General features: G+C 70.8%; 28 protein-coding genes. All 28 read right to left on the bottom strand.

Annotated elements, in window-relative coordinates:
* Positions 1–12 precede the first annotated feature (12 nt).
* Positions 13–1,059, bottom strand: a complete 1,047-nt coding sequence (tsaD, locus tag VF632_RS23810; protein ID WP_331025436.1) for a tRNA (adenosine(37)-N6)-threonylcarbamoyltransferase complex transferase subunit TsaD — start codon at positions 1,057–1,059, stop codon at positions 13–15.
* Positions 1,056–2,039, bottom strand: a complete 984-nt coding sequence (locus VF632_RS23805) for a hypothetical protein (RefSeq protein ID WP_331025435.1) — start codon at positions 2,037–2,039, stop codon at positions 1,056–1,058. The genes tsaD and VF632_RS23805 overlap by 4 nt, the downstream gene beginning before the upstream one ends.
* On the bottom strand, positions 2,036–2,581 hold the full coding sequence (locus tag VF632_RS23800) for a TlpA disulfide reductase family protein (RefSeq protein ID WP_331025434.1): 546 nt from the start codon (positions 2,579–2,581) through the stop codon (positions 2,036–2,038). Before VF632_RS23800 ends, VF632_RS23805 begins: the two co-directional genes overlap by 4 nt.
* 47 nt (positions 2,582–2,628) lie before the next feature.
* Positions 2,629–3,558 carry a PASTA domain-containing protein gene (locus VF632_RS23795; RefSeq protein WP_331025433.1) on the bottom strand — a complete coding sequence of 310 codons (930 nt, stop codon included), beginning with the start codon at positions 3,556–3,558 and terminating at the stop codon, positions 2,629–2,631.
* Positions 3,555–4,859, bottom strand: coding sequence for a 16S rRNA (cytosine(967)-C(5))-methyltransferase RsmB (gene rsmB, locus VF632_RS23790; RefSeq protein WP_331025432.1), 1,305 nt, complete (start codon positions 4,857–4,859; stop codon positions 3,555–3,557). Before rsmB ends, VF632_RS23795 begins: the two co-directional genes overlap by 4 nt.
* A 5-nt stretch (positions 4,860–4,864) precedes the next feature.
* Positions 4,865–5,668, bottom strand: coding sequence for a thiazole synthase (locus VF632_RS23785; protein ID WP_331025431.1), 804 nt, complete (start codon positions 5,666–5,668; stop codon positions 4,865–4,867).
* Positions 5,669–6,093: 425 nt separating this feature from the next.
* Positions 6,094–6,321 carry a sulfur carrier protein ThiS gene (thiS, locus tag VF632_RS23780; RefSeq protein WP_331025430.1) on the bottom strand — a complete coding sequence of 76 codons (228 nt, stop codon included), beginning with the start codon at positions 6,319–6,321 and terminating at the stop codon, positions 6,094–6,096.
* Complete coding sequence (locus VF632_RS23775) at positions 6,314–6,949, bottom strand: thiamine phosphate synthase (RefSeq protein ID WP_331025429.1); 636 nt, start codon at positions 6,947–6,949, stop codon at positions 6,314–6,316. Before VF632_RS23775 ends, thiS begins: the two co-directional genes overlap by 8 nt.
* Positions 6,936–7,877 carry a methionyl-tRNA formyltransferase gene (gene fmt, locus VF632_RS23770; RefSeq protein WP_331025428.1) on the bottom strand — a complete coding sequence of 314 codons (942 nt, stop codon included), beginning with the start codon at positions 7,875–7,877 and terminating at the stop codon, positions 6,936–6,938. Before fmt ends, VF632_RS23775 begins: the two co-directional genes overlap by 14 nt.
* On the bottom strand, positions 7,874–8,374 hold the full coding sequence (gene def / locus VF632_RS23765) for a peptide deformylase (RefSeq protein ID WP_331025427.1): 501 nt from the start codon (positions 8,372–8,374) through the stop codon (positions 7,874–7,876). The genes fmt and def overlap by 4 nt, the downstream gene beginning before the upstream one ends.
* Before the next feature lies 1 nt (position 8,375).
* Positions 8,376–8,699, bottom strand: a complete 324-nt coding sequence (gene yajC, locus VF632_RS23760; RefSeq protein ID WP_331025426.1) for a preprotein translocase subunit YajC — start codon at positions 8,697–8,699, stop codon at positions 8,376–8,378.
* Positions 8,700–8,734: 35 nt separating this feature from the next.
* Positions 8,735–9,889: a tRNA guanosine(34) transglycosylase Tgt gene (gene tgt, locus VF632_RS23755; protein ID WP_349264034.1), complete on the bottom strand. Its 1,155-nt coding sequence runs from the start codon at positions 9,887–9,889 to the stop codon at positions 8,735–8,737.
* Positions 9,890–9,997: 108 nt separating this feature from the next.
* Positions 9,998–10,189 (bottom strand): hypothetical protein, encoded by a 192-nt coding sequence (locus VF632_RS23750; RefSeq protein WP_331025425.1) that lies wholly within the window; start codon positions 10,187–10,189, stop codon positions 9,998–10,000.
* Positions 10,186–10,536, bottom strand: coding sequence for a hypothetical protein (locus tag VF632_RS23745; RefSeq protein WP_331025424.1), 351 nt, complete (start codon positions 10,534–10,536; stop codon positions 10,186–10,188). Before VF632_RS23745 ends, VF632_RS23750 begins: the two co-directional genes overlap by 4 nt.
* Before the next feature lie 246 nt (positions 10,537–10,782).
* Complete coding sequence (gene queA / locus VF632_RS23740) at positions 10,783–11,829, bottom strand: tRNA preQ1(34) S-adenosylmethionine ribosyltransferase-isomerase QueA (RefSeq protein ID WP_331025423.1); 1,047 nt, start codon at positions 11,827–11,829, stop codon at positions 10,783–10,785.
* Positions 11,826–12,914 carry a Holliday junction branch migration DNA helicase RuvB gene (gene ruvB / locus VF632_RS23735; protein WP_331025422.1) on the bottom strand — a complete coding sequence of 363 codons (1,089 nt, stop codon included), beginning with the start codon at positions 12,912–12,914 and terminating at the stop codon, positions 11,826–11,828. The genes queA and ruvB overlap by 4 nt, the downstream gene beginning before the upstream one ends.
* Before the next feature lie 129 nt (positions 12,915–13,043).
* Complete coding sequence (ruvA, locus tag VF632_RS23730; RefSeq protein ID WP_331025421.1) at positions 13,044–13,631, bottom strand: Holliday junction branch migration protein RuvA; 588 nt, start codon at positions 13,629–13,631, stop codon at positions 13,044–13,046.
* A complete protein-coding gene (ruvC, locus tag VF632_RS23725) occupies positions 13,628–14,194 on the bottom strand; it encodes a crossover junction endodeoxyribonuclease RuvC (RefSeq protein ID WP_331025420.1) in 567 nt (188 codons plus the stop codon). The genes ruvA and ruvC overlap by 4 nt, the downstream gene beginning before the upstream one ends.
* Positions 14,191–14,934 carry a YebC/PmpR family DNA-binding transcriptional regulator gene (locus VF632_RS23720; protein WP_331025419.1) on the bottom strand — a complete coding sequence of 248 codons (744 nt, stop codon included), beginning with the start codon at positions 14,932–14,934 and terminating at the stop codon, positions 14,191–14,193. Before VF632_RS23720 ends, ruvC begins: the two co-directional genes overlap by 4 nt.
* Positions 14,935–15,208: 274 nt before the next feature.
* On the bottom strand, positions 15,209–17,614 hold the full coding sequence (locus tag VF632_RS23715) for a polysaccharide biosynthesis tyrosine autokinase (protein ID WP_331025418.1): 2,406 nt from the start codon (positions 17,612–17,614) through the stop codon (positions 15,209–15,211).
* A gap of 60 nt (positions 17,615–17,674) precedes the next feature.
* A complete protein-coding gene (locus VF632_RS23710) occupies positions 17,675–18,667 on the bottom strand; it encodes a GDP-L-fucose synthase (protein ID WP_331025417.1) in 993 nt (330 codons plus the stop codon).
* Entirely contained in the window at positions 18,664–19,806 is a 1,143-nt protein-coding gene (locus VF632_RS23705) for a glycosyltransferase (RefSeq protein ID WP_331025416.1), read from the bottom strand. The genes VF632_RS23710 and VF632_RS23705 overlap by 4 nt, the downstream gene beginning before the upstream one ends.
* A complete protein-coding gene (locus VF632_RS23700) occupies positions 19,803–20,948 on the bottom strand; it encodes a glycosyltransferase family 1 protein (RefSeq protein ID WP_331025415.1) in 1,146 nt (381 codons plus the stop codon). Before VF632_RS23700 ends, VF632_RS23705 begins: the two co-directional genes overlap by 4 nt.
* Entirely contained in the window at positions 20,945–21,721 is a 777-nt protein-coding gene (locus VF632_RS23695) for a class I SAM-dependent methyltransferase (RefSeq protein ID WP_331025414.1), read from the bottom strand. The genes VF632_RS23700 and VF632_RS23695 overlap by 4 nt, the downstream gene beginning before the upstream one ends.
* Positions 21,718–22,470, bottom strand: a complete 753-nt coding sequence (locus VF632_RS23690; protein WP_331025413.1) for an FkbM family methyltransferase — start codon at positions 22,468–22,470, stop codon at positions 21,718–21,720. Before VF632_RS23690 ends, VF632_RS23695 begins: the two co-directional genes overlap by 4 nt.
* A 59-nt stretch (positions 22,471–22,529) precedes the next feature.
* Entirely contained in the window at positions 22,530–23,669 is a 1,140-nt protein-coding gene (locus VF632_RS23685) for a glycosyltransferase family 4 protein (protein WP_331025412.1), read from the bottom strand.
* A 313-nt stretch (positions 23,670–23,982) separates the two neighbouring features.
* Positions 23,983–24,450, bottom strand: a complete 468-nt coding sequence (locus tag VF632_RS23680; RefSeq protein ID WP_331025411.1) for a hypothetical protein — start codon at positions 24,448–24,450, stop codon at positions 23,983–23,985.
* A gap of 5 nt (positions 24,451–24,455) precedes the next feature.
* Positions 24,456–24,800: a hypothetical protein gene (locus VF632_RS23675; RefSeq protein WP_331025410.1), complete on the bottom strand. Its 345-nt coding sequence runs from the start codon at positions 24,798–24,800 to the stop codon at positions 24,456–24,458.
* Positions 24,801–25,048 lie beyond the last annotated feature (248 nt).

The following is a 25,048-nucleotide window of genomic DNA, read 5'->3' as shown; positions in this document are numbered from 1 at the left end:
CCGCGGGTTCCCTTACTTCGTCAGCCCGGGAAACGGCAGGTCCGCGCGGGCGTTCAGCTCCAGCCCGCCCACCTCGCCACGCTGCCAGCGGAAGAGCGCGGCGCGGGCAATCATGGCCGCGTTGTCGGTGGAAAGCCGCGGCGAGGGCGCGTACAGCTGGCCCTTCTCGCCCAGCCGCTGCGCCAGTGCCTCGCGAAGCGCCCGGCTGTTGGCCACGCCCCCGCCCAGCACCACGCGCGGGCAACGCATCTCGCGCACGCCGCGCATGGTCTTGGCGACCAGCACGTCCACCACCGCCGCCTGGAACGAGGCGGCCACGTGCGGCACCTCGTCCGCAAGCCTTCCCTCCCCTTCCAGTCCGCGCACCAGCAGCCGCAGCGCGTTCTTCAACCCGCTGAACGACATGTCGTAGTACTCGCGGTCGCCCAGGCGCTCGCCGCGGTTGAGCAGCGGACGCGGCAGCGGGTGGCGGGTGGGGTCTCCCTCGGCAGCGGCACGCTGGATGGAGGGGCCGCCGGGGTACGGCAGCCCCAGGATCTTCGCCGCCTTGTCGAAGGCCTCGCCCGCCGCATCGTCGCGCGTGCCGCCGAGCAGCTTGTACTCGCCCCAGGCGGGCACCCAGAGCAGCATGGTGTGGCCGCCGGAGACCAGGAGGGCCACGAACGGCGGCTCGGCGCCCGGGTGCTCCAGGTGCGTGGCGAACAGGTGCCCCTCCATGTGGTGCACGCCCACCACCGGCTTGCCCGCGGCCCACGCCGCCGCCTTCCCCCAAGCCACGCCCACCAGCAGCGCGCCGATCAGCCCGGGCCCCGCGGTGACACCCACGACATCCACGTCCTCCAGCCCTACGCCAGCCTCGCGCAGCGCGCCCGCGACCACGTCGTCCACGGTGCGCAGGTGGGCGCGCGAGGCGAGCTCCGGGACCACGCCCCCGTACAGCGTGTGGATGTCCTGCGTGAAGATCACGTGGCCCAGCAGTTCGCGCTCCCCCCACAGTACGGCGGCGGAGGTCTCATCGCAGCTGGTCTCGATCGCCAGCACCAGCGGATCGCCGCTCACCGGGGCGCCCGGGCGGCGGGAGGCGGATTGGCCGGTGGCGGGGAGGACGCTTCCCCCGGGGGCAGCACCCGCACCCGATCCGGGACCGCCGTGGCCGACATGCCCGCCGGCAGACCCTCGATCACCACCCGCGCGTCCGCTCCGACCAGGGGAAGCGCGGGCGGAAGCGAATCGCGGGGGACCACGGCGCGCACTGCCCCGGGGAACACACGCCTCAGGGCGCGCTCCGGCCCGGAAAGGCGGACCGTCACCTCCGCGGGCTGCGCCTGCAGGCCGTCCGGCGCGGAGACGCGGATCGGCCCCACCGTCCGCTCCACACGCCGGTCCACCGTTCCGCTCACCCGTACGCGGGTGCGGGCGAAGCTCAACCCGTCCAGCGCCGCGGTGTCGAGCACCACCTCGTGGCTGAAGGTGGAGTCGTCGGGCACCACGTCGAAGCTGCGCGTCGTCAGCGCCTCCAAGACCGCCAAGCGGTCCGCCGGGCCGGTCACCCGCACCTCGGCGGGTAGGATCACCAGGTCTTCGCCGACGACGTAGCGCTGCGTGGACCGCCCGGCGATGCGCGCGCGGACGGGCACCATGCGGCTGGTCAGCCGCTCCAGCCCCAGCGTGACGACGGAGGGCCGCACGTCGCTCACCCGCACCGCCAGCCCCTGCGGAATGCGCACCATCGACGGGTCCAGCCCAAAGGTGCGCCGCTCGCCCACATCGCGGACGGAGAGCACCAGCGTGGGCCGGTTGATGGCCAGCTCCCACAGCTCGCGGCCGGGCCCGGTGACCTGCACGCTGACCACCGCCGGCTCGGCCGGGGCCGTCACCACGAACTCCGGGTCGCGCACCACGGGATCCACGCGCACGGGAATCCACTGGCTGGTCACCTGCTCGGCGCTGACCACCGCCCAGATGAGCACGGCCAGCGCCAGGGCGGAAAGCTTCAGCCGCCAGTTGTACGTGAGGCTGCGGGCCAGGGACCGCTTCACGCGGGGCCCTCGGCCAGCAGGCGGCGCACGAGGTCGGCCTGCGCCGGGTGGTCCCACTCCGTCGCGCCGATCACCTTGTGGACGATCACGCCGTCGCGCCCCACCAGGAACGACTCGGGCACGCCCGTCGTCCGGTAGGTCTGCTGGATGCGGCCCGATGCGTCCTGCCACACGGTGAACGTAAGCCCCAGCTCCCGGCCGAACGCCTGCAGCTCCTTTGCCCCCGTGGGCGCCTTGTCGACGCTGACGGCCACGATCTTCAAGCCGAGGGGGCCCAGCTCGCGGTGAAGCCGCTCCATCGACGGCATCTCGTCGCGGCAGGGACCGCACCACGTGGCCCAGATGTTCACCAGCACCACCTGGCCGCGCAGGGACGAGAGCGACACCGGCCGCCCCTGCATGTCCACCGCCTGGAAGTCGGGAGCGCGGGTGCCCACGTCCATAGGCAGGAAGCGGTGGCGCGCACTCCACCCCGCCGCCAGCAGGGCCGCCAGCACCCCCAGCGTCGCTACCCACCACACCCACTGCCGCCGCTTCGCCATCGTTTCGCCGTCGTCCCGCTGTTCAGTGGTCTCTCGTCCCCGCCGGCCTATCGCCGCGGAGGCTCATCCGGCTCAGGCTCCGGATCGGGGATGGGCTCCTCCACCACCGGTTCCGCCACCGCTGAATCCACCGCGAGCGTATCCGTGACGGTGGGCGGCGGGGGCGGACGGGGATCCGCGCCCGCCAGCGTGAGCCGGACGGAGCTGCCCATCCGCAGGCTGTCGCCGGCCGCGGGCGACTGGGCGATCACCGTCCCCGCCGGCTCGGCGGACGCCGGATCGTACGCCACCCGGCCCGCGCTCAGCGACGTCGCCTGCAGCCGCGCCTGGGCGTCGTCCTCCAGCAGCCCCACCACGCTGGGCACCAGCACCTTGGGCGGCCCCGCGCTGATCAGCAGTTCCACGGGCCCGGGAAGCGAGGCCGGCTTTCCCGCCTCGGGCCGCAGGCCGATGATGCTGCCCTCCTCGCTGCGGTGCAGCACGTTGCGAACGGCCACGCGAAAACCGTAGCGCTGCAGCAGGCCGATGGCGTCCGCGCGGGACAGCCCCTTGATGGAGGGCACAACGCGCGTCTCCGCGCCGGAGCTGAGCACGATGCGCACCTGCGTGCCCCGCGCCACCTCTTCGCCGGGCAGGGGCGTCTGCATCAGCACGCGCCCGCGGCCCACGCGCGGGTTGGGAAGCTGCCCGCCGCGCAGCATGTCCAGCCCCAGCCGCTCCACCGCGCGCTCCGCCTGCCCCGCCGTCCGCCCGGTCAGGTCCGGAACGGTGACGATGGGCGAGCGCCCGAAGCCGGGAAAGAACAGGAATGTCATCACCAGATAGCCGATCACGAACATCGACAGCCCGGTGATCAGCACGTACTTCAGCAGGCGCCGCTCGTCGAAGTACCGCCGGACGCGGCCGGGGATCTCGCGGTGCCAGCCGCGCGACGGCGGCCGCACACGGGCGTAGTACCGCGGAGGCTTGCGGCTCACGCGGGCCTCCGCAGCCGCGCCGCGAACGCGCCGTCCACGCCGTGGCGCTGGGGCAGCACGCACAGGCGTCCGCATTCGTCCAGCACGGACTCGTCCACGGCGTTCGTCGCCTCCAGCGCCCACCCCGGGCGCGCACCAAGGAACTGCTCCACTCGCAACTCGTTCTCCTCCCGCTCCAGCGAACAGGTGGAATACACCAGCAGCCCCCCGGGGCGCACCAGCTCCGCCGACGCGGCCAGCAGCTCGTCCTGCAGCCGCACCAGGGCTTGCAGGTCGTCCGGCGTCACCCGCCAGCGGCCGTCGGGGTGCCGGCGCAGCGTTCCCGTTCCCGTGCAGGGCGCGTCCAGCAGCACCGCGTCCGCCGGGCAGAACGGCGGCTGCCGTGCGTCCGCCACCACCACGCCGATCCGGTCGTCCCACCCCAGGCGCGCAGAGTTCTGCGTCACGCGCCGCATCCTCCGACGCGATAGATCCGCCGCGACGACCCGCCCCGCACGTTCCGCCAGCCCCAGCGCCTTGCCACCCGGCGCTGCGCAGACGTCCAGCACCGTAGCACCTTCAGCGACGTCCGCGTAGCGGACGACGAGGGCGGCCGCCGGGTCCTGCACCACCGCGGGCACCGCGGTCAGCACCTCCGCGACGGGTGCGACGGGGACGTGCAGCGAGTCGGGCGCGAAGTCGACCGGGTTCGATTCGATCTCCGCCGCCCGCAGCCGGGCCCGCGCTTCATCAACCGAGACGCCCAGCGGCCGGATGTACAGCTCCGGCCGCCGGTTGTTCGCCTCCACCAGCACCCGCGCCTGCGCCGGGCCCCAGCGCTCGATCCACTTCTCCACTAGCCAGCGCGGGTGTGAGCCCCAGGCGGTGAGGAAGCCCGCCGGGTCTTCTTCGAAATCGGGATACACGATCTCGGGGCGGCGCCGCAGGTTCTGCAGGATGCCGTTCACCAGCCCCGAGGCGCGCGGCACCCCGGCCATCCTCACCAGCTCCACGGACTCGGAAACGGCGGCGTACGCGGGAACGCTCCCCATCTCTAGCAGCTGGTACGCGCCCAGGCGCAGCACGTCCAGCACGGTGGGATCCAGGCTGGCCGCCCCGTCCCGCGCAAAGGTGTCGACGATGTGGTCCAGCCGCCCCTGCAAGCGAAAGGTGCCGTACACCAGCTCCTGCGTCCATGCCCGGTCGCGCGGGTCCAGCCCTTCCGTGGCCGCGTCGAGCGCGCGGTCGCCCAGCTCGCCCTCGCGCACGCGGGCCAGCGCTTCCAGCGCCGCCTGCCGGGTAACCGTCGGCTGTGCCGCCATTCCGTTCAGTCCAGCATGCCGGACAGGGGCGACGATGGCACGGCGCGCTCCCGACGCGGCATGCGGCCGGCCAGGTACGCCAAGCGCCCCGCCTCCGTCGCCAGCGCCATCGCGCGGCCCATGCGAACGGGGTCGCGCGCCTCGGCGACGGCGGTGTTCATCAGGATGCCGTCCACGCCCTGCTCCATCGTCACCGCCGCGTCCGACGCCGTGCCCACGCCCGCATCCACGATCACCGGCACCGACAGGCGCGCCTTGATCGTGCGGATGTTGTACGGGTTCACCAGCCCCAGCCCGCTGCCGATGGGCGACGCCAGCGGCATCACCGCCGCGCACCCGGCGTCTTCCAGCCGCAACGCCGTGATCAGGTCGTCGTTGGTGTACGCGAGCACGACGAAGCCGTCCGCCACGAGCTCCCGCGCGGCGCGAAGGGTTGCTTCGGCATCGGGCAGCAGCGTCTCCTGGTCGCCGATCACCTCCAGCTTCACCCAGTTGGTGAAGCCGGCGGCGCGCGCCAGGCGGGCGTAGCGGATGGCGTCCTCGGCCGTGTAGCACCCGGCCGTGTTGGGAAGCAGCAGGTACTCGTTGGGATCCAGGTGATGGAGAACGCCTTCCTCCTTGTTCCGGTCCAGGTCCACGCGGCGGACGGCGACCGTCACCACCTCGGTCCCGGACGCCTCGATGGCTGCCACCATCTCCGCATTCGTGCGGTACTTTCCCGTCCCCAGCATCAGCCGCGAGCGCAGCGGCCGATCAGCGATCACCAGCGGTGCGTCCATCACGAGCGGCTCGTCCAGCAGAGTCGACATACAATTCCTGAATACTGCGTGATTCGAACAACCTATTCAGCGGCGAGCGTATCGCACGCCTCCGCCGCCGGGGGAGTGGTCCACGGAGTTCCCGTGTATGCGAAGCAGGCGTGCCAGCACCCACCCCCTATGTTGGGCGGCCCCTTTGCGAGGCAGCGCAGGATGCAAAGGTCCTGTTCCCGCTCCGTCCCCGTCCTGCATCGTTGCCGGTACGCATCGAACACGCACCGGTCCTGCGGGCTCAGCTTGGCCGTTACCGCGACCTCACAGCAGGTGGTGTCGGGCTCAGCCTGGCTCGCTGCCGAGCCGCCGGCCCCGACCTCCGCCCGTCCGACGCAGGCTCCCGCGAAAGCGAGCAGCCCAGCAGCAAGGATCAACCCGAGGCGCTTCATCGCCACACCGCTCCCGCGTTGGACGACTGGTGGTCAGCCGCCGCCGACGAAGTGGACCAACTCCAGCGAATCGCCCTCTTGGACTACCGTCTCCGCCAGCGATTCTCGGCGCAGGATCTCGCAGTTGCGCTCCACCACGACCATGCGCGGGTTCAGCGACAGGTGCTCCAGCAGGCGGTCCACCGTCAGCCCCGCGGGGATGGCGCGCTCGTCGCCGTTCACCCGCACCGTGATTTCCTCCGCTACCAGCGTCTCAGACATCGGTTCCCTTCCAGTTCTCCAGGTATTCGCGAACCGCCTCGGCGGGATCCACCGCGTCCCACACGCCGCGGATCACCGCGATCCCGGATGCCCCCGCCTCGCGCGCCTCCGCCGCCCGCTCCGGCGTCACGCCGCCGATCGCGACCACGGCGATGTGGGACGACGCGATCTCGCGGATCAGCTCCGGACCGGCACCTTCCCGTCCCGGGTGCGATGGCGTCGGCCAGATCGTCCCCGCCACGACGAAGTCCGCTCCCTCGGCCGCAACGTCGATCGCCTCGGCGGCCGTGTGGACCGAGACGCCGAGGAGGCGGTCGGGGCCGAGCATCCGCCGTGCGTCGCGCACCCGCACCCCGCGTGCGCCCACCTGCGCGCCATCCGCCGCCGCGAGCGCGACGTCGATCCGGTCGTTCACCAGCAGCACCGCACCGTCTGCGATCGCGCTGCCGATCACGCAGGAGAGGTCGTGCATGCGACGTCCGGACGCGCGCGCGGCGCGAAGGTGGAACACGAGGTTGGGCCCGCCCACCTCCAGGATGAGCCTCGCGCGGTCCACGAAGTCCGTCCGGCCCACCACCTCGTCGTCGGTGACGATGTGAAGCGGCGGAACGGGATCAGGCCTCGCCACCGAACCGGTCGCCCACCGACACGCCGCGGCCGCGGACCCATTCGCCCGCGCCCATCCGGCGCTTGCCCGGCGGCTGCACCTCGCGCACCCGCACGGCGCCGCTGCCGCAGGCGATCAGCACGCCCTCCTGCCCATCCGCCTCCAGCACCTCGCCCGGCGGGCCGGCGGCCTCGGGCAACACCTGCGGGCGGAACAGCTTCACGGGGCCGCGGTCACCCAGCGGGCTCCAGGCGCCGGGGACGTCATCCATCCCGCGGATCCACAGCGCCACCTCGCCGGCGGAGCGCGACCAGTCCAGGCGCGCGACCTCCCGGTCCACCTTGGGCGCGTACGTGGCGCGGGCGTGGTCCTGCGGCAGCGCATCCAGCCCGTCCGCCTCCATCAGCGCCAGCGCCTCCACCAGCGCCTCGGCGCCCACCTCGGCCAGGCGCATGGCCAACTCGCTGGCAGACTCGTCGGACTCGATGGGCTCTTCCACCTGCAGCAGGACGGGGCCGGAATCCAGCCCCACTTCCATGCGCATGATGGAAACGCCCGACGCCTCGTGGCCGCGCACGATGGCCCACTGGATGGGCGCCGCGCCGCGAAGCTCCGGCAGCAGCGAAGCGTGGATGTTCACCGACCCCAGTCGCGGCAGTTCCAGCACCTCGGGCCGCAGGATCTGCCCGAACGCCACGACCACCGAGATGTCCGGCCCCAGTGCGCGGATCTGCGCGAGAAACTCGTCCCCCCGCGCCCGCTCCGGCTGCAGGATGGGCACGCCCATCTCCAGCGCCTCCTGCTTGACCGGCGAAAGGGCCACGGCCCTCCCCCGCCCCGCCGGCCGGTCCGGCTGCGTGACCACGCCGACAACGTCGTGCCCCTCTTCGCACAGGGCGCGCAGCGCGGGAAGCGCAAAGGCCGGCGTGCCCCAGAACAGGACCTTCACGGCTTCGCCAGCTTGCGGTACTTCTTGACCAGCATGGAGCGCTTGATGGGCGACAGGCGGTCGATGAACAGCACCCCGTCCAGGTGGTCGATCTCGTGCTGAAGGCAGCGCGCCATCATCCCGTCGGCGTCGATGCGCACCGGGTTGCCCTGCGTGTCCAGCCCCTCGACCACGCACGTCGCCGGCCGGTCCACCGAGCCGGTGACGCCGGGGATGGAAAGGCACCCCTCCTCCACCCGCTCGGTGCCGCCCCCCGACTCCACGATGCGCGGGTCGATCAGCGCCATCTTTCGGGCGCCTTCCTCGTCCACGTCCACCACGATCAGCCGCATCCCCAGCCCCACCTGCGGCGCCGCCAGGCCGATGCCGCGGGCGTCGTACATCGTCTCGAACATGTCGTGCACCAGGCGGTCCAGCTCCGGACCCGGCGCCGGCACCTCTTCGGCGCGGCGGCGCAGGACCTCGGCGCCCAGCGTCTCGATCTTGAGCACGGGCATGCTACTTCTTTTCCGCGCCCGCCGTCACCGGGCCGGTGCGCCGGGCGATCTTGGAGCGCTCGACGACCACCGTCGACTGCCCGCTCTTCACCTGCACCTGGTCGTCCTTGATCCCCGTGATCTCGCCGATCAGCCCGCCCGCGGTGACCACCTGGTCGCCGCGCTGCAGGCTGTTCACCATCTCCTGGTGCGCCTTCAGCTGCCGCCGCTGCGGAACGAAGAAGACGATGTAGAAGATCACGATGATGATGAGCATGGGCATGAACCCCAGCAGCGAGCTGCCCTGGCCCTGCCCCGAAGCCTGCGCGAGAAGAAGGAGTTCCATCGATCCGGTTCAGCCGTGGGTTGATGTGCCGATGTTCAGGCGTTGGCGCGGGCCGCCTTGCCCGCGTGAAAGCGGTCCAGCCAGGCGCGGCTCCACGAGGTGAAGTCGCCCGCCGCGATCCGTTCGCGCGACGTTTCCGCCAGCCGCACCAGGAACCGCAGGTTGTGGATGGAGAGCAGCCGCATGCTCAGCCCCTCGCCCGCCACGAACAGGTGGCGCAGGTACGCCCGCGTGTAGGTGCGGCAGGTGTAGCAGTCGCACTCGGGATCCAGCGGCCCCGGGTCGGCGCGAAAGCGGTGCTGCTTGATGTTCGCCTGCCCCTCGCCCGCGATCCACACCGCGCCGTTGCGCCCGTTCCGGGTGGGCGCCACGCAGTCGAACATGTCCACGCCCCGGGCGATCGCCTCCAGAAGGTCGTCCGGGTAGCCCACGCCCATCAGGTAGCGCGGCAGCCCGGGCGGAAGCTCCGGCTGCACGGCCTCGAGCATGGCGTGCATCTTCGGCTTGGGCTCGCCCACCGACAGCCCGCCGATGGCGATGCCGTGCCAGTCGCCCGCCGAAAGCGTGGCCCGCGCCGATTCGCGCCGCAGGTCCTCGTACACCCCACCCTGCACGATGGGAAACAGTGTCTGCACCGGGCCTTCCGGGTCCTCGCCCGGCAGCTCGCCGAAGCGGCGGCGGCAGCGTTCCAGCCAGCGCAGGGTGCGCTCGTACGCCTCTGTCGCCACCTCGCGCGACGACTGTCCCGGCGGGCACTGGTCGAAGGCCATGATGATGTCGGCCCCCAGCGCCCGCTCGATCTCCATCACCCGCTCGGGGGTGAACAGGTGGCGCGAGCCGTCGATGTGGCTCTGGAAGGTGACGCCCTCTTCCTCGATCGTGTTGATGTCGGAAAGAGAGAACACCTGGAACCCGCCCGAGTCCGTCAGGATCGGCCCGTCCCACCCCTGGAAGCGGTGAAGGCCGCCCATCTCGCGCACCAGGTCGTGCCCGGGGCGCAGGTACAGGTGGTAGGTGTTGCCCAGGATGATCTGCGCGCCTAGCCCCGCCACCTCGGTGGGCGTCAGCGTCTTGACCGTCGCCTGCGTGCCGACGGGCATGAACACGGGCGTCTGCACCTGCCCGTGGGGCAGCGTGAGCGTGCCCGTACGCGCGGCGCCTTCGGTCGCGTGGATCTGGAACTCGAACAGACTGCGCCTCCCCTGGTCAAACCCGCGCCGTCACCCGCATGCGTCGGCAGGCCGGTAGTTTGGCGGATGCGGGGGGCGACGGCAAGGCGCGACCTGCATTCGGCCACGTCAGCGCGTCCTGATGTGCACCCGCCGGTCCGCCGGCCCCACCCGCCGCTCCGGGAATGCGGCGCACTTCTTCGGCGCGATGTGGTCCTCGTACATCACCACCGCAAAGCTGACCACGCCAACAACCCCCATCAGCCCGACCACGACCCAACCCAGGATCAGGACGGTCTGGTTGAACGTTTCGATGTTCATGCTCGGCTCCTCATCCACTCGGCCCAGGTACCCACCAATCCCGCGAACGCGGCCACCCAAATGGAAAACGTAAACAGGTTCATGCGAAAAGTCAGCCATTCCGCACAACCGTCCAGTTTTACGCCAGCACGTGAACACGTTGCGTTCCACCGCGCCCCGGGGTCGTTGAATTCATGATTCACGTAGACCCCGTACAGCATGGCGGAGAACACGCCGCCCAGCAGGAACACGCCAAAACAAGCCGACAGCAGGTCGCGCCGGCTCGGAGAGATCGGCTCCTCGGCGGAGAGCGTAACCAGGAGTCCGCTGACCTGGGCGGCACACACCATCACGGCGAAAAAGAGCAACGCGGGCGAGGTCAGCGCCGCGCCGACACGGCCCCGCCGAACTCGTTCAGCAGCATCGAAACCCCGAACGGCAGCAGGCCGAACGCGATCGTGAAGACGAACCACCTGAGCATCGGACCCATGGTCCCCGTCCCTCGGGTGAGCAAAATGCAAACGGACCGGACGAATGATGATCGCCGGTCCGCTGTTGCGCAAGTGGTTTGTTTCAGGGTATTTAGACCACGTCTTACCACCATCCGGAAGCCGTCACAGGAGGACCATCGCGTCACCGTAGGAAAAGAACCGGTATCCGCGCTCTACCGCCTCGCTGTACGCCCTCATCACCCGTTCGTATCCTCCCAAAGCCGCCACCAGCATCAACAGCGTGCTCCGCGGGAGGTGGAAGTTGGTGACCAGGTGGTCCACGGCCTTGAAGCGGTACGGCGGGCGGATGAAGATGTCCGTCCACCCGTCGCCCGCGTGCACCAGGCCGTCGTCCGTGGCCGCGGACTCCAGCGTGCGCACGACGGTGGTGCCGACGGCCCAGATGGAGCCGCCGGCCGCGCGCGTCTCGTTGACGGCCGCCGCCGCCTCGCCGGACACGCTGTACCACTCGGAGTGCATGCGGTGCTCGGCGGGGTCCTCGGCCTCAACGGGGCGAAAGGTGCCGACGCCCACGTGAAGGACCAGGCGGGCGATGCGCACGCCCTTGGCCTCGAAGGCCGCGATCAGCTCGGGGGTGAAGTGGAGGCCCGCCGTGGGCGCGGCGACGGAGCCCCGCTCGCGCGCGTAGACCGTCTGGTAGCGCTCGCGGTCCGCCTCCGTCGCGCTCCGCTCCACGTAGGGCGGCAGCGGCACCTCGCCGTAGCGGTCCAGCGCCTCGGCCAGGGGCAGCGGCGTCACCAGCCGCACGATGCGCTCGCCGCCGGGGGTGGAGTCCACGATCTCCACCGAAAGCTCCTCGCCCACCTCCACCGTGCGCCCGGGCTTGAGCTTGGCGCCGGGGCGTACGAGCGCCGTCCACACCTTTTCCTCGCCGCCGTGCGGGTGCAGAAGCAGCACCTCGGCGGCGGCACCCGTGGCCTTGCGCCCGAGCAGGCGCGCGGGAAAGACGCGCGTCTCGTTCAGCACGAGGGCGTCTCCCGCGGGCACGTATTCCAGGAGGTCGGAAAAGACGCCGTGGTGCAGTTCGCTGGTGGAGCGGTCCACCACCAGCAGCCGGCTGGCGTCGCGCCGCTCCGCCGGAGCCTGGGCTACCTGCTCCGGCGGAAGGTGAAAATCGAAGTCCGACGTGCGGAACGCGCGCTCCGTCACGCGTCGAACAGGTTGGGCTGCACCGGTCCCGCCGCCCCGCCGAACATGCCGGGGAGGTTGGCGCCGGCGCCGTCCACCGGTGGCGCGTAGCCGAAGCGGCGGTAGGCCAGCGCCGTCGCCACGCGTCCGCGCGGCGTGCGCATCAGGAAACCGTTCTGGATCAGGAAGGGCTCGTACACCTCTTCCAGCGTCCCGGCGTCCTCACCAATGGCCACGGCCAGGGTATTCAGCCCCACGGGCCCGCCGCCGAACTGCTCGATCATGCTGCGCAGCACCCGCGTATCCATCTCGTCCAGGCCGAACTCGTCCACGTCCAGCATCAGCAGCGCCGCGTCGGCCACCTCGCGGGTGATCACGCCGTCCGCGCGCACCTGGGCGTAGTCGCGCACGCGGCGCATCAGCCGGTTGGCAACGCGCGGCGTGCCCCGCGACCGCCGCGCAATCTCCATCGCCCCGTGCTTCTCGCACCCCACGCCCAGGATCTCAGCGGTGCGCTCCACGATGAAGGCCAGGTGCTGCACGGGATAGTAGTGAAGCCGCTGCACGATGCCGAAGCGGGCGCGCATGGGGGGCGTGAGCAGGCCATAGCGCGTGGTGGCCCCGATCAACGTGAACTTTTCGATGGGCATGGAGATCATCTGCGCATGCGGCCCGTCCGAAAGACGCACGTCGATCCGCCAGTCCTCCATCGCGGGGTACAGGAACTCCTCGATGATGGGACGCAGGCGGTGGATCTCGTCGATGAAGAGGATGTCGCCCTCACGCAGCGTGGTCAGCTCGCGGACCAGGTCCGCCGGCTTTTCGAGCACGGGGGCGGCGGTGATCTTGATGTTGACGCCCAGCTCGCGTGCCATCAGCAGCGCCAGCGTGGTCTTGCCCAGCCCGGGCGGGCCGTAGAACAGGGTGTGGTCCAGCGGCTCGCGGCGGCTGAGCGCCGCGTCGATGGCGATCTGCAGCGACTCCTTGACCTTGTCCTGCCCGATGAACTCAGCCAGGCGCTGCGGGCGCAGGCTGAGCTCGCTGCCTTCCTCGTCGGTCAGCGCGGCGGGCGTGGTGATCTCGGAGCGCGGTTGCTGCTGGGACATCAGGCGATGGTTCCGGGTCGTGGAATGCCGTCCGTCAACAATGTACGGCTTTTCTTCGGATCACACCAGAGGTTTTACGCGAAGATCCCCTCCCGCCGAAGGCGGAAGGGGATCGGGCGCTGCCCGCCTTTACTTCAGCCGCGCGAGCGCCTCGCGGATCAGCTCCGGCGCGGAGAGGCTTCCCTTCTCCTGGACGACGGAGCGCACCGCGCGGTCCGCGTCCGCCGTGGTGACGCCCAGCGCGGTGAGGGCGCGCAGGGCCTCTTCGGCGGCGGGGGCACGCTGGCCGAGCGCGGACGAGGCGAAGGCGATGTCGTCCAGCTTGCCCGTCAGCTCCAGGACGATGCGCTCGCCCGTCTTCTTGCCGACGCCCGACACCGCCGTCAGCGCCGCCGCGTTCCGCTCGCGTACGGCGCGCACCACCTGCTCCGCCGTCAGCGCCGAAAGGAGGCCCAGCGCCAGCCGCGGGCCCACCATGTTCACGGCCAGCAGCCGGGTGAACACGGTCTTCTCGGTGTCGTCGAGAAACCCGAAGAGCATCACCGCGTCTTCGCGCACCAAGTGGTAGGTGCGGATGGTCACCTGCTCGCCCAGGCGCGGCAGGCGCTCGAAGACGGTTGTGGGGATGGAGATTTCGTACGCCACGCCGCCGGAGGTCATCACCTCCACGCGTTCCAGGTCGCGGACGATCAGCTCGCCGCGGATGCGCGAGATCATCGGCGGCCTCCCAGCTTCTGCAGGTTCGCGAACGTAAGGGGAATCGGCGCCTTGAGCTGCGGGCCGAAGCCGCGGAAGCAGTGCGTGAGCGCGAGCGCCACGCCGTCCGCCGCGTCGTGGGGACGGGGGACCTCGCGCAGCTTCAGGTGGCGCTGCACCATCAGCCCCACTTGGTCCTTGGTCGCACGGCCGGCGCCCACCACGGCGGCCTTCACCTCGGCGGGGGGGTACTCGGCCACGCGCAGCCCCTTGAGCGCGGCAGCGAGCAGCACGGCGCCGCGGGCGTGGCCCAGGACGACGGACGTGCGGACGTTCTTGGCGTAGAACACGCCCTCGACCGAGACGACCGCGGGCCTGGTACGCTCGATGACTTCCGAAAGGCCCTCGAAGATCACGCGCAACCGGTCCGCGAGGTCATCCTTGGGATCGGTGCGGACGACGCCGCACTCCAGCAGCGAAAGGGCGCCGTCCGCGGCCCGGCGGACGACGCCGTATCCGGTGACCGCCGTGCCGGGATCCACCCCCAGCACCACGGACTCGGACGGGGGAAGGCCCAGGCTCACACCCCTGCCAGGGCGTCGGCGTCAAGATCGGCGTTGGTGTAAACCTTCTGCACGTCGTCCAGCTCTTCCAGCAGTTCCAGCAGCTTGACGAGCTGCTCGGCGTCGGCGCCCTCCACGCGGATCTCGGTCTTGGGGACCATCGCCAGCTCGGCGTCTTCCCACTCGATGCCCGCGGCGCGCAGCGCGTCCTGCACCGCGTGGAAGTCGGCGACCTCGGTGTAGACCGTGTGGCCGTCCTCGCCGGTCTCCACGTCCAGGGCGCCGGCGTCCAGCGCCGCCATCATCACCGTCTCCTCGTCGTGCTTGGAGCCGTCGATGGAGATCTGGCCACGGCGGTCGAACATCCAGGCCACGCTGCCGGAGCTGCCCAGGTTGCCGCCGTTGCGCGAGAGCCAGCGGCGGATGTCGGCGACGGTGCGGTTGCCGTTGTCGGTGAGCGATTCGATCATGATGGCGACGCCGGCGGGGCCGTACGCTTCGTAGGTGATCTCCTCGTAGTTCACCCCCTCGAGCTCGCCCGTGCCCTTCTTGATGGCGCGCTCGATGTTCTCGTTGGGCATGTTCACCGACTTGGCCGTGTCGATGGCCAGGCGCAGCCGCGGGTTGCCCGCGGGGTCGCCGCCGCCTTCCTTGGCGGCGACGGTGATCTCACGGATCTTCTTGGTCCAGGTGGCGGCGCGACGGTTGTCGGTGAGCGCCTTCTTGTGCTTGATCTGCTTCCACTTGCTATGCCCGGCCATCGGGCACCTCCCGTCGCTGATGATCTCGTTGATGATCGCTAGAATGCAGGCCGATCAATATACGCTCTGGGGCACGCGGGTTCAACGCGCGGGCCAGGTCCCTGGATCGGTCGCACCCCGGTCGGCTTCGGCCCGCCCCGGTTGAGCCACAGGCCGGACCAAATTTTCGTCCCCCGATGAAGGATGCGATGACACGGCTCCGGGCGCGACGAGGGGCCTGAATGAAGCAAACGGGCCGCCCTCGTGGACGGCCCGTCTTGCTGTGCGCCGGCGCTCACGCCCCGTCCGCCTCTACCTCGTCCGCGTAGGAGTCGTAGTAGTAGGCGTACTTCTCGTGGCCCCCGATCTTCTGGTCGGGGTCGTTGAGCACGATGCCCACGATGCGCGCGCCCACCGCGCGCAGCTGGTCGGCGGCGTGCTGCGCGCTGTGGCGCTCCGTCTGCCCCGCGCGCACCACCATCAGCAGGGCGTCGGACTGGGCGCCCAGGATCTCGGCGTCGGCGGCGGCGAGCACCGGAGGCGTGTCGACCACCACCAGGTCGTACACGCCGCTCAGCACGCGCATCAGCCGCCCCATTCCCGGGCCGCCCAGCAGCTCCGACACGTGGGGAACCAGCCGGCCGGCGGCCAGCACGTGCAGCTTGTCGACCTTGGACGGGCGCAGCGCCTCGTCCAGCGGCACCTCGCCCAGCAGCACCTCGGTGAGCCCCGGCGCCCGCGGCAGCCCGTACACGCCGTGAAGGCGCGCGCGGCGCAGGTCGGCGTCGATCACGCACACGCGCAGCCCCTGCTGCGCGAAGGTGGCGGCCAGGTTGGCCGTGACCGTGGTCTTGCCCTCCGACGCGCCCGGGCTGGTGACCAGCAGAGTGCGCATGGCCATGCCGTGCTGCGCGAAGATCAGGTGCGTGCGCAGCTTGCGGTACGCCTGCGAGCCGGCCGACTGCACGTCGTTCACCGCCACCAGCTGCTCGGTACGCTCCGGCTCGCCGCGGCGGGCCAGCAGCTTGGCGGTGCCCAGGCGGCCGGCGGCGCGCGGCGGCTCGCCCAAACGGGGGATCACCGCCACCACCGGCGCGCGCATGGCGGTCTCCACGTCTTCACGGCGGCTGATGGCCGTGTTCAGCCGGTCCAGGACCAGCGCGCCGCCGCCGCCCAGCATCAGGCCGATCAGCAGGGCGAACAACAACCGGCGCTTGGCGCCCGCGCCGATCGGCGTGCCTGGGGCCATGGCCAGGTCCACGACGTCTACCTGCCCCGCCTGCACCGCCTCGTCGATGCGCGCCTCCTGCTGCTCGCGCCGCAGGTCGTCCACCAGCTTCTGCAGCGTCTCCACCTCGCGCGAAAGCCTCATCTCGTCGGCCTCAGCCTCGGGAAGCCCCGAGATGGAGGCCGCGTCCTCGGACATCACCTGGTCCAGCACGGCGATGCGCGCGGCGAGGGCGACGCTGCGGGCCTCGACGGCGCGCATCAGGCGGCCGCGGTAGGTGTTGATGAGCGAATCCAGCTGCTGCACGTCGGGGTTGCTGGCCGCCCGGGACCAGCGCCCGGTGGTCAGCGAGTCGCGGTCGCTCTGGTAGCGCAGCAGCGTGGTGTACAGCGAAACGATCCCCGCGTTGGTCGACACCTCGGGCGAGGCGGCCAGGGCAGCCACCTGCTCGGTGCTCTCGCGGCCGGTCCCGCTGGCCAGCCCGCGCGCCATCTGGTCGTAGATCTGCTTTTCGCTCAGCAGGTCCTGGCGCTGCAGGCGGAACCCGGCCAGCCCCTCCTCCGTCACCCGGAACTTTTCACGGGGCGAAAAGGCGCGTACGCCGCGGCGGAAGTCGCTGAGCTGCCGCTGCGCCACCAGCAGCAGCCCGTCGGTCTGGCGCAGCTGCTCCTCGACGAACTGGCGCCGCCGCCGCGAGATGTTCTGCGCCGAGCGCATGCTGACGTTCTGGAACGCCACGGCGAACGCGTTGGCCGCCTTCTGCGCCAGGACGGGGTCGTCGGCGGTGAACTGGATGTCAATCACGTTGGTGAGCTCGCGCTGCACCACGTTCATCGTCCCCAGCGTGCCCAGCACGGCTTCCTGGTGGTCGACCACCTGGAACGTGGCCGTGGGAACGCCGACCGGCCGGCCGGCGAAGGTAACGGCCACGGCGCCCAGGTCCAGCGGCTGCCCGTAGGCCGCCGCGACGGCGCGCCCCCGCATCCGCGCCTCCACACGGTCGGCCCGAAAGGTAAAGGACACCGTGTCGCCATTGGGCGCGCCGGGTGAAACGTGGATGGACCTGATGGCCGACCGGGGGAATCCGGGGAGCGTGGGCCTCAGCCGCAGGCCCAGCGAATCGACCACCTCGGCGGCGACCGCGCGGCTGCGCAGCAGCTGGATCTGCGACAGGATGGGGTCGGTGTACCAGCCCTGCGCGTCCTGCACCTGCCCGGGGGCGATGCCGCCCGCCATCTGTTCGCGCGCGTTCACCAGGCGCACTGTCGACGCGGCGGCGTAGTGCGGAACCTCGCGCTGCAGCTTGTACCACACGAAGCCCATGGAAAGGACCACTGCAGCCACGATCAGCCACGCGTAGCGCCGCAGAGCGTCCAGGTACTCGCCCAGGGGAATGCCCTCGTCCACCGCCGAGCCGTAGCGCTCGGGCGTGGGAACGCCACGCAGCACCGGCGAGGGCTGCGGGGGCGGCATGGGTTCGGGCAGAAGGCGGTTGCCTTGGAATTCAGGCACGGGAGACCGGCTGAAGGGGAGTTACGAGGAACCCTGGCTCAGGTACCACTCTACGGTGCGGCGCAGCCCCTCGTGCATGGGAATGCGCGCGCGGAAGCCGAACAGGCGCAGGGCCCGGCTGGTGTCCAGGGAGCGCCGGGGCTGCCCGTCGGGCTGCGTGGGATCGAAGGCCAGGCGCCCCTCGAAGCCCACCAGCCCGGCGATCAGCCCAGCCAGCTCGCGAATGCGTATCTCATTACCAATCCCGACGTTGACGGGTTCCACACCATCGTAGTGCTCGGCGGCCAGCAGGATGGCGCGCGCCGCGTCGTCCACGTACAGGAACTCGCGCGACGCCTCGCCCGTGCCCCACACCGGGAGCTCCTCGGCCCCATCCCGCCGCGCCTCGGCCATGCGGCGGATGAGCGCGGGGATCACGTGCGAGGTGGCCGGGTCGAAGTTGTCGCGCGGGCCGTACAGGTTGGTGGGCAGCAGGTAGATGCCGTTCAGCCCGTACTGCTCGCGGTACGCCGCCAGCTGCACCAGCAGCGCCTTCTTGGCGATGCCGTAGGGCGCGTTGGTTTCTTCGGGGTACCCCGCCCAGAGGTCTTCTTCGCGGAAGGGAACCGGGGTGATCTTCGGGTACGCGCACACGGTGCCGATCTGCACGAACTTCTCGACCCCGGCCACGCGCGCCTGCTCGATCATGGCCACGCCCATCATGGCGTTGGCGTAGAAGAAGCGCCCCGGAGCGGCGCGGTTGGCGCCGATGCCGCCCACCTCCGCGGCCAGGTGCATGACGAGCTGCGGACGGGCGGCCTCGTACACCCGCTCCACGTCGGCCTGGCGCGTCAGGTCGAACTGCGCGCGGCGGGGAACGAAGGGCTCGGCCCCGCAGGCGCGCAGGCGCTCGACGACGTGCGAGCCCAGGAACCCCGATCCGCCGGTGACCAGGACGCGCCGTCCGCGCCAGAAGTCGGACGAGGCCTCGAGCTCAGGCAGGGGCGACGGCGGGGCGGCTTCGCTGGAGGTCATTCGGGCTTGGACGTGGGGATGGCGGGCCCGGAACGGCCCGCGGCTTCGTGGTACAGGGCCAGCGTGTCGCGGGCCATGCGCTCCGCGCTGAACTCGGTGCTCACCCGCTCGCGCGCCGCCCGGCCCAGGCGCGTGCGCAGCGCGGCGTCGTCCAGCAGGCGCGTGAGTGCGGCGGCCAGCGCGGCGGGGTCGCGCGGCGGGACGGAGAGCCCCGTCTGGCCGTCGCGCGACACGAACGGCACACCGCTGGGGATTCGCGTGTTGACCACCGGCAGCCCGGCGGCCATCGCCTCCAGCTGCACCAGGCCGAACGCCTCGCTCCGCGCCGTGGCGGGAAGGGCGAACACGTCGGCGGCGGCGTAGTGCGATGCCACGCTGTCGACACGCCCCGCCAGCGTCACGCGGCCAGCGATGCCGTGCTCGGCCGCCAGCCGCTCCAGCTCGCCATGCATGGGCCCGTCGCCGACGATCACCAGGTGCCCGTCGACCCTGTCCATTGACCTTACAAGGTAGTCGAAACCCTTGTAGTATACCAGCCTACCTACTGCCAGCACCACCCTTGCGCCATATTTTTCCCGGAGCGCCGCGACAGTCGCCGGGTCGGGCGTGCCCGCGTCGTCCGGGCGGATGCCGAAGGGGATCACCCGCACGCGGTCCGCGTGGCGCCGCAGCACGGGCGAGCTGGCCGCATAGTCGGGAGAGCTGGCGATGATGGCGTGCGCGCGGCGCAGGAAGCGGTGCTGCACGGGCGAGAAGAGCGTCCGCAGCACGCGCTGGCGGACGATGTCGCTGTGATAGGTGACCACCAGGGGCGCGCGGCTGCCGCTGGCGAGGTACGAAAGCACGCCCGTGGGGTTGGGATGATGCAGGTGCACCACGTCCGCCCCCGACTGGCGGATGGCGGTGGCCATCCCCGGATTCACGGTCGCGGACGAGATCCAAAGCGCCGTGCCGATCCGCAGCACGGGAACGCCGTCCACCGTCTCGGACACCGTCCCGGGGCCGTCGTTGGCGACGATCACGCGCATGTCCACGTCGTTGGCCAGCTCGCCACAGAGCGTGGCGAGGTGGCTTTCCATCCCCCCGGGGTAGGGCGGATAGAACTTGCCGACGTGCACCACCTTCAGCCGCGCGCTCACGCCGCCTCCGCGAGCACGCGGTCGTAGACGGCCGTGATCGCCGGGGCGAACCGGTCGACGCGGTACAGCTGGGCGCGGAGGAGGGACGCGGCGCGGGCGGCGATCCGTGCGGAAGGATCGGCCAGCCGGGTGAGCGCGGCGTCCAGGGCGGCGGACCAGGCGGCGGCATCGTCGCCGTCCACGTATTCCACCGCCGAACCACCCACTTCGCGGAAGACGCCGAGGGCGCTGGCGAGCACGGGAGCGCCGCAGGCCATCGCCTCCACCAGGGGCAGCCCAAAGCCTTCACGCTCCGACGTGCTGACGACCAGTGCGGCGCGCCGGTAGATGGCGGCCAGCCGCGGGCGATCGACCCACGGCACCTCTACGATGCGGGCCGCGATCCCCAGTGCCTCAGCCAGCCTGCGCGGCTCCGGCTCCAGCGGTCCGCCCACGCGAACGATGCGCGCCCGGGGATGCTCCGCCAGCACGGGAGCGGCGGCGCGCAGCAGCAGTCCAATGCGCTTGCGCGGCGCCGTGCTGCCGACGTTCAGGATGTCGACTGCGTCCGGCGGGCCAAGCAGCGTTTCCGCATACGCATCCGCATCGGCATCGGGCCCGGGGTGAAAATCGGGATGCGCCGCCAGCGCGATGGTGGTCACGCGGCTCTCGGGAACGAGCCGGTGGCGGAGCAGCTCATCGCGGACCGTGTCGCTGTCGCAGACCACGTGGGCCGCCCGTTGCAGGCCGAGCAGGACGCGCTTCATCATCGCCCGGAACCACAGCGGCCGCGGGTCGCGCTCCGGCTGCAGGAGCGAGCGGAAGGCATCCAGGTCGTGGCAGGTGACGATGGTACGGCTGGCGGGGAGCGAGTGGACGAGCTGGGCGTAGCTGTGGTCCACCACGTGGTACAGGTCCCTCCCCCCGCCATGCCGGCGCAACCACCGCGGGTAGGCCACGTGCCGCCCGATCAGGCGGTCGGCGTTGTGCCCCGCTCCCCCCGCCCACCCTCCGAGGAGGCGCGGCATGCGTGGCTGAATGCGCTCCGGCGCGAACTGCGGCGCGTGGCCGAGCAGCGCGTGGACCAGCAGGTCCCCGACCAGGTCCATGCTGGGCCAGTTCTCGGCGGCGTAATCGTAGACGATTCCGACGCGGGCGCTCACCTGGGGCGGCACAGGAGCCAGGCCTGGGAGTTCAGCAGTGGGCCCAGCGCGGGAACGGGCGAAAACCGCGTCCGCTCCATGACGAAGTCCCGCTCGACGCGGGCCGCGAGCGCGCGCCAGTTGAAGCCCTTGTGTCCGTGGTAGCGGTTGGGAGTGCCGTCGGCAAAGCGCGATTCGTACACGGGCCGATCGACCGCCGCGCCGGCGATCATGCGCACCAGCTCGCCGGGCGCGTACCGCTCGCGTTCCTGGTAGCCGCTGATGCCGCGCAGCCCCGCGACCGCGCGCGCCGCCTGCTTCACCAGCAGCGCCGGCCCCGTCTCTACCGGAACGCTGATGATCACCGCCGCGCCGGGCGCCGCCAGCCGCTTCAGCTGCCCCAGCACCCGCTCCACCGTCTCGGACGTGCAGTGCTCCAGCACCTCCATGCAGGTGAGCACGCCAAACCCGGCCGCAGGCAGGTCGTCGAGCTCGTCTCCCGCGTGGACGAACGCCAGGCCGGTGAGGGCGCGGAACCGCTCGCGCGCGCCGTCCACGAGCGCCTGGTCGATCTCCGCACCCACCGCGTCGGGAAACAGGTCGTGCACCATCGCCAGGAACGTCCCGTCGCCGCAGCCGTAGTCCAGCAGCCCCGCGCCGGCGTACGGCTGCACCATCCGCCGCGCCGTCCGGAACCGCCGCTCGTGGCTCCACCCGATGAGCCCCGCGCCCCCGGATAGCTGCTTCCGCGCGTACTCGCCCGAGGCGATCAGCTCCGCGTTGTCGCCATTCACCGCGGCGCGCCTCCGGCCGCCGGCGCCACCCGGTGAAAGTAGCCGTCCAGCTGCAGCAGACGTTCGCTGTGGGGATCCACCAGCGCCGGCTCAAGGTGCACGCATGCGTAGCCCAGCGACTCCAGCCGCCGGTACATCTCCAGGAACGAGAGCTCGCCCTCGTACATCCCCACCATCGACATCTCCAGCTGGATCGTGTCCACGCGGTCGAGAACCACGCCTGCGCCATCCAGCACGTCGGCCTCGTGGCCCTGCGTGTCGATCTTCAGCCAGACGCGGTCGTCCGGCTGGACGTATTTGCCGAACACCGCGTCCAGCCGCTCGACGGTGACCGTTTCCGACCCCACGTATTCCGATTCCGGCGCGGCGGAGAGATGCGCGTCCAGCATCGGACGTAAAGAACTGCTCCAGGAATTTCCCGCCACGTTCAGCACGGCTTCGCCAGTAGCGGAGCCCAACGCCAGGTTCACCGGCTGCCACGCGGGATCAGCCGCGGCAAGCGAGCTCAGGGCGGCGTACGCGGACGACAGCGGCTCGAACGACACGATGCGGCGACGATACCCGATGCCCCGCAGCTCGCGGGCGTACTGCCCGGCGTTGGCTCCCACGTCGAGCACCACCGTCACGCCGAAGCGCGACAACAGGTGGGCCCTGCGCGTGAGGTGCGACGGGATGGGACGATGGCGAACCACGTCGATCCCCGCGCGGTTCAGCAGCGCCCGGCCGGAAGCGGCGATCCCCCTCAGCATCGGTCTGGCAGGTGGCGGCCCATGACGATCACTTGGTAAGAACCTGGACACGCCCGCCGTCACAGGAGCGACTGGAAGAAATCCAGGTGGCGGCGGGCGACTACCGGCAGCGCGAAATGCGCGCCGACGCGTCTAAGGCCCGCGTCCGCAAGCACGTGGCGATACGCCGCATCCACCAGCAAGCGATCGATCGCGCGCGTCCACGCCGCTTCGTCCGCCTCGGCGACGATCATCCCCGCATCGCCGACGACGTGCGGGATCTCGCCGCTGTCACTGCCGATCACCGCCACGCCGCACGCCATCGCCTCGATCAGCATCCGCCCAAGCTGCTCCATCCAGCGCGCGGTCGTCTGGCTGGGCGCGCACAGCACGTCCATCGCGTTCAGGTACGCAGGGACGTCGTGGTGCGGCACGCCCGTGACGATCCGCACCGCGTCCTCCCGCCTCGCCGCCCACGCCCGCAGTTCCCCTTCCATGGCCCCGCCGCCGACGATCAGCGCGCGCCACGGCTCCCGCGCCGCGTCCAGCGCGCCGATCAGCGTGCGCAGCCCCTTCTCCGCCACGAACCGGCCGAGAAAGCCGATCACCGGCGGGCCATCCTCCCGCCACCCAAGGGAGTGGCGGACGCGCGCGCCGGCTTGGGCCTCGGGACGAAACAGCTCCGTGTCCACCCCCGGAGAGATCACCGCGACCGGGAGATGCTCATACCCGCGGCGGACGCGCAGGGCGTCGTGTACCGTGGCGCCGAACGCCACCCAACCTGCCGCGCGGCGAAGGGCGTACCGCTCCGCCCAGGCGAACGGGGGCGGGTAGCGCTTCGGCAGGTTCTGAAAGGTGGCGTACACCAGCCGTGCCTCGGGCGGCGTCCATGCCGCCAACTGTGCGCCGGCGAGAACGAACGGCTCCTCCCAGCAGTGCACCACGTCCCACCCCTCGCGCAGAAGCGCGCGAAGGTGCCGCCCGTAGCGCATGGTGTGTACGCGGCCCGCGCCGTGGACGGACACCGGCACCAGGCGCGGCATCTCACCGGGGAACGGCTCCAGCGCAATGGGGCCAAGGTCGCCGGGAAACGCCTTCGGGGCGGCGACGGTCACTTCCCACTCCCCCGCCCCGGCCTGCGCGATCGCGTGCGCCAGCCGCCGATTGGTGCCAACGACGTACGAGTGCCCCAGCGTCAGCAGGCGAAGGGGACGCGTCATGAGCGCCGCCCAGCGGACCGCAACCACGCAGAACGACGGCTCCGGACGGGGAGTCGCTCGATGCGGGGTGCGGGCATGGGCGCTGAGGTGGAGACGGAACCAGTGAAGACGCGGGATAAGCGCCGTAGAAGTAACGGATTGCGAGGCCCGTTGCAACCCGCGCGCCGCACGCGGACTCCGGCAACGTCACCGACGAGGAACTTAGCGCCGCGGCGTTCCTCGGCACGTCCGCGCCGCTGAGCGCACGGGAGGCCGCGAGCCTAGAGGCGCCTTCCGCAACCGCACCGGGCGCTTCGATCGCGGCGACGCGCACCTACCTGCGCGGCAGCGCTGAAGGTTGAGCGGAGCCAGCCGACCTCGGAAGCCGCACCCGACGGGGCGCCTCCGCTTCGCTCTCCGCGCTTCCCGCGACCGGCATAAGGTCGGGCCGGCAGGTGATGATGCAGCCGCGTGCAACCCACTTCTCGAAAAGCTGACGGTTGTAAATCTCGACCACGCAGCCGGCAGTGGGATAGTAACGGAGCTCCTTCGAAAAGTCAGGGTGCGTCACCGCAGGCGCGATGATCCGTTGCACCCGAAAGAAATCTTCTAGCGACAGCCGCGCCCGGATCACCTCGCTGATCCGCACACGGAGCGCGTAGTCCGTATTCAACCAAGGGGCAGCGACGTACAACTCATACTGGTCGAAGAGGCTATCCTCGGTTTCGAACAACGCGAACAGCGCAAACTCTCCGAACTCAGCTGCGAGTTCCAGTTCGACCGGCCGCAGTTCCTCTATCAAGTCTCTCACAGGGCCCTCACGATCTGGCGGGCAGAGGTCAGGATGCTCTTCGCCACGTCGGGCCGCGTTGTGCCCTCCGCCGCATACCGAAAGGCGGGATCCCAATCGGAAACCTGCACCCAATCGCCATGGTGGCGGGTTCGAATCCGCTCCTCCATCCCGCTTAAGCGCAACAGTACCTGGAGGTTGTGGATTTTGAAGCTGCCGTAGTGCTCGAACTGCTTCCGCGTCTGCGGAAACCCCTCCCACCGCAGCGTGCGGCAGATGCGCGCCTTGAGCGCCAGCTCCACCGCGTATCCGCACAGGTACAGCGCTGCGTCGTACCGGCCGGCTGCGTAGAGCGCGCGCATCCTTCAGCCTCGCAAAGGCTAGTCTCCTCAATTCAAGCCGGGGAATCATCCGTGGTGCCCGTCCGCCCAGGTGAACGATGTACCGCGCTCGCATGTGAACGGTATGGACGTGCGTATCTCCTGTCAATCCAACGTGATCCGCCACCAGGCGTACTACGGCGGGCATGTCCTTGGCCCCGAGGGAGTTCGCGCGATTGATGATGCTAGAAAGTCGTTCTGGGCGGGGGAGCGCTTGGGCTGGGGGGTTT

The sequence above is a fragment of the Longimicrobium sp. genome (assembly GCF_036388275.1).
In the GTDB taxonomy this organism is placed as follows: Bacteria; Gemmatimonadota; Gemmatimonadetes; order Longimicrobiales; family Longimicrobiaceae; genus Longimicrobium.
Note: the sequence above shows the minus strand (reverse complement) of the source record. Positions and strands in the feature narration are given on the sequence as shown.

What these genes read in the sequence shown, in the direction of transcription:
- VF632_RS23675 (WP_331025410.1), bottom strand. Translation starts at nt 24,800, where the DNA reads ATGCGCGCGCTCTACGCAGCCGGCCGGTACGACGCAGCGCTGTACCTG.
- VF632_RS23720 (WP_331025419.1), bottom strand. Translation starts at nt 14,934, where the DNA reads ATGGCCGGGCATAGCAAGTGGAAGCAGATCAAGCACAAGAAGGCGCTC.
- VF632_RS23715 (WP_331025418.1), bottom strand. Translation starts at nt 17,614, where the DNA reads ATGCCGCCCCCGCAGCCCTCGCCGGTGCTGCGTGGCGTTCCCACGCCC.
- rsmB (WP_331025432.1), bottom strand. Translation starts at nt 4,859, where the DNA reads ATGGCGGCACAGCCGACGGTTACCCGGCAGGCGGCGCTGGAAGCGCTG.
- VF632_RS23750 (WP_331025425.1), bottom strand. Translation starts at nt 10,189, where the DNA reads ATGAACATCGAAACGTTCAACCAGACCGTCCTGATCCTGGGTTGGGTC.
- thiS (WP_331025430.1), bottom strand. Translation starts at nt 6,321, where the DNA reads ATGTCTGAGACGCTGGTAGCGGAGGAAATCACGGTGCGGGTGAACGGC.
- def (WP_331025427.1), bottom strand. Translation starts at nt 8,374, where the DNA reads ATGCCCGTGCTCAAGATCGAGACGCTGGGCGCCGAGGTCCTGCGCCGC.
- ruvA (WP_331025421.1), bottom strand. Translation starts at nt 13,631, where the DNA reads ATGATCTCGCGCATCCGCGGCGAGCTGATCGTCCGCGACCTGGAACGC.
- VF632_RS23690 (WP_331025413.1), bottom strand. Translation starts at nt 22,470, where the DNA reads ATGCTGAGGGGGATCGCCGCTTCCGGCCGGGCGCTGCTGAACCGCGCG.
- VF632_RS23710 (WP_331025417.1), bottom strand. Translation starts at nt 18,667, where the DNA reads ATGACCTCCAGCGAAGCCGCCCCGCCGTCGCCCCTGCCTGAGCTCGAG.
- VF632_RS23785 (WP_331025431.1), bottom strand. Translation starts at nt 5,668, where the DNA reads ATGTCGACTCTGCTGGACGAGCCGCTCGTGATGGACGCACCGCTGGTG.
- VF632_RS23685 (WP_331025412.1), bottom strand. Translation starts at nt 23,669, where the DNA reads ATGACGCGTCCCCTTCGCCTGCTGACGCTGGGGCACTCGTACGTCGTT.
- VF632_RS23800 (WP_331025434.1), bottom strand. Translation starts at nt 2,581, where the DNA reads ATGGCGAAGCGGCGGCAGTGGGTGTGGTGGGTAGCGACGCTGGGGGTG.
- ruvB (WP_331025422.1), bottom strand. Translation starts at nt 12,914, where the DNA reads ATGTCCCAGCAGCAACCGCGCTCCGAGATCACCACGCCCGCCGCGCTG.
- yajC (WP_331025426.1), bottom strand. Translation starts at nt 8,699, where the DNA reads ATGGAACTCCTTCTTCTCGCGCAGGCTTCGGGGCAGGGCCAGGGCAGC.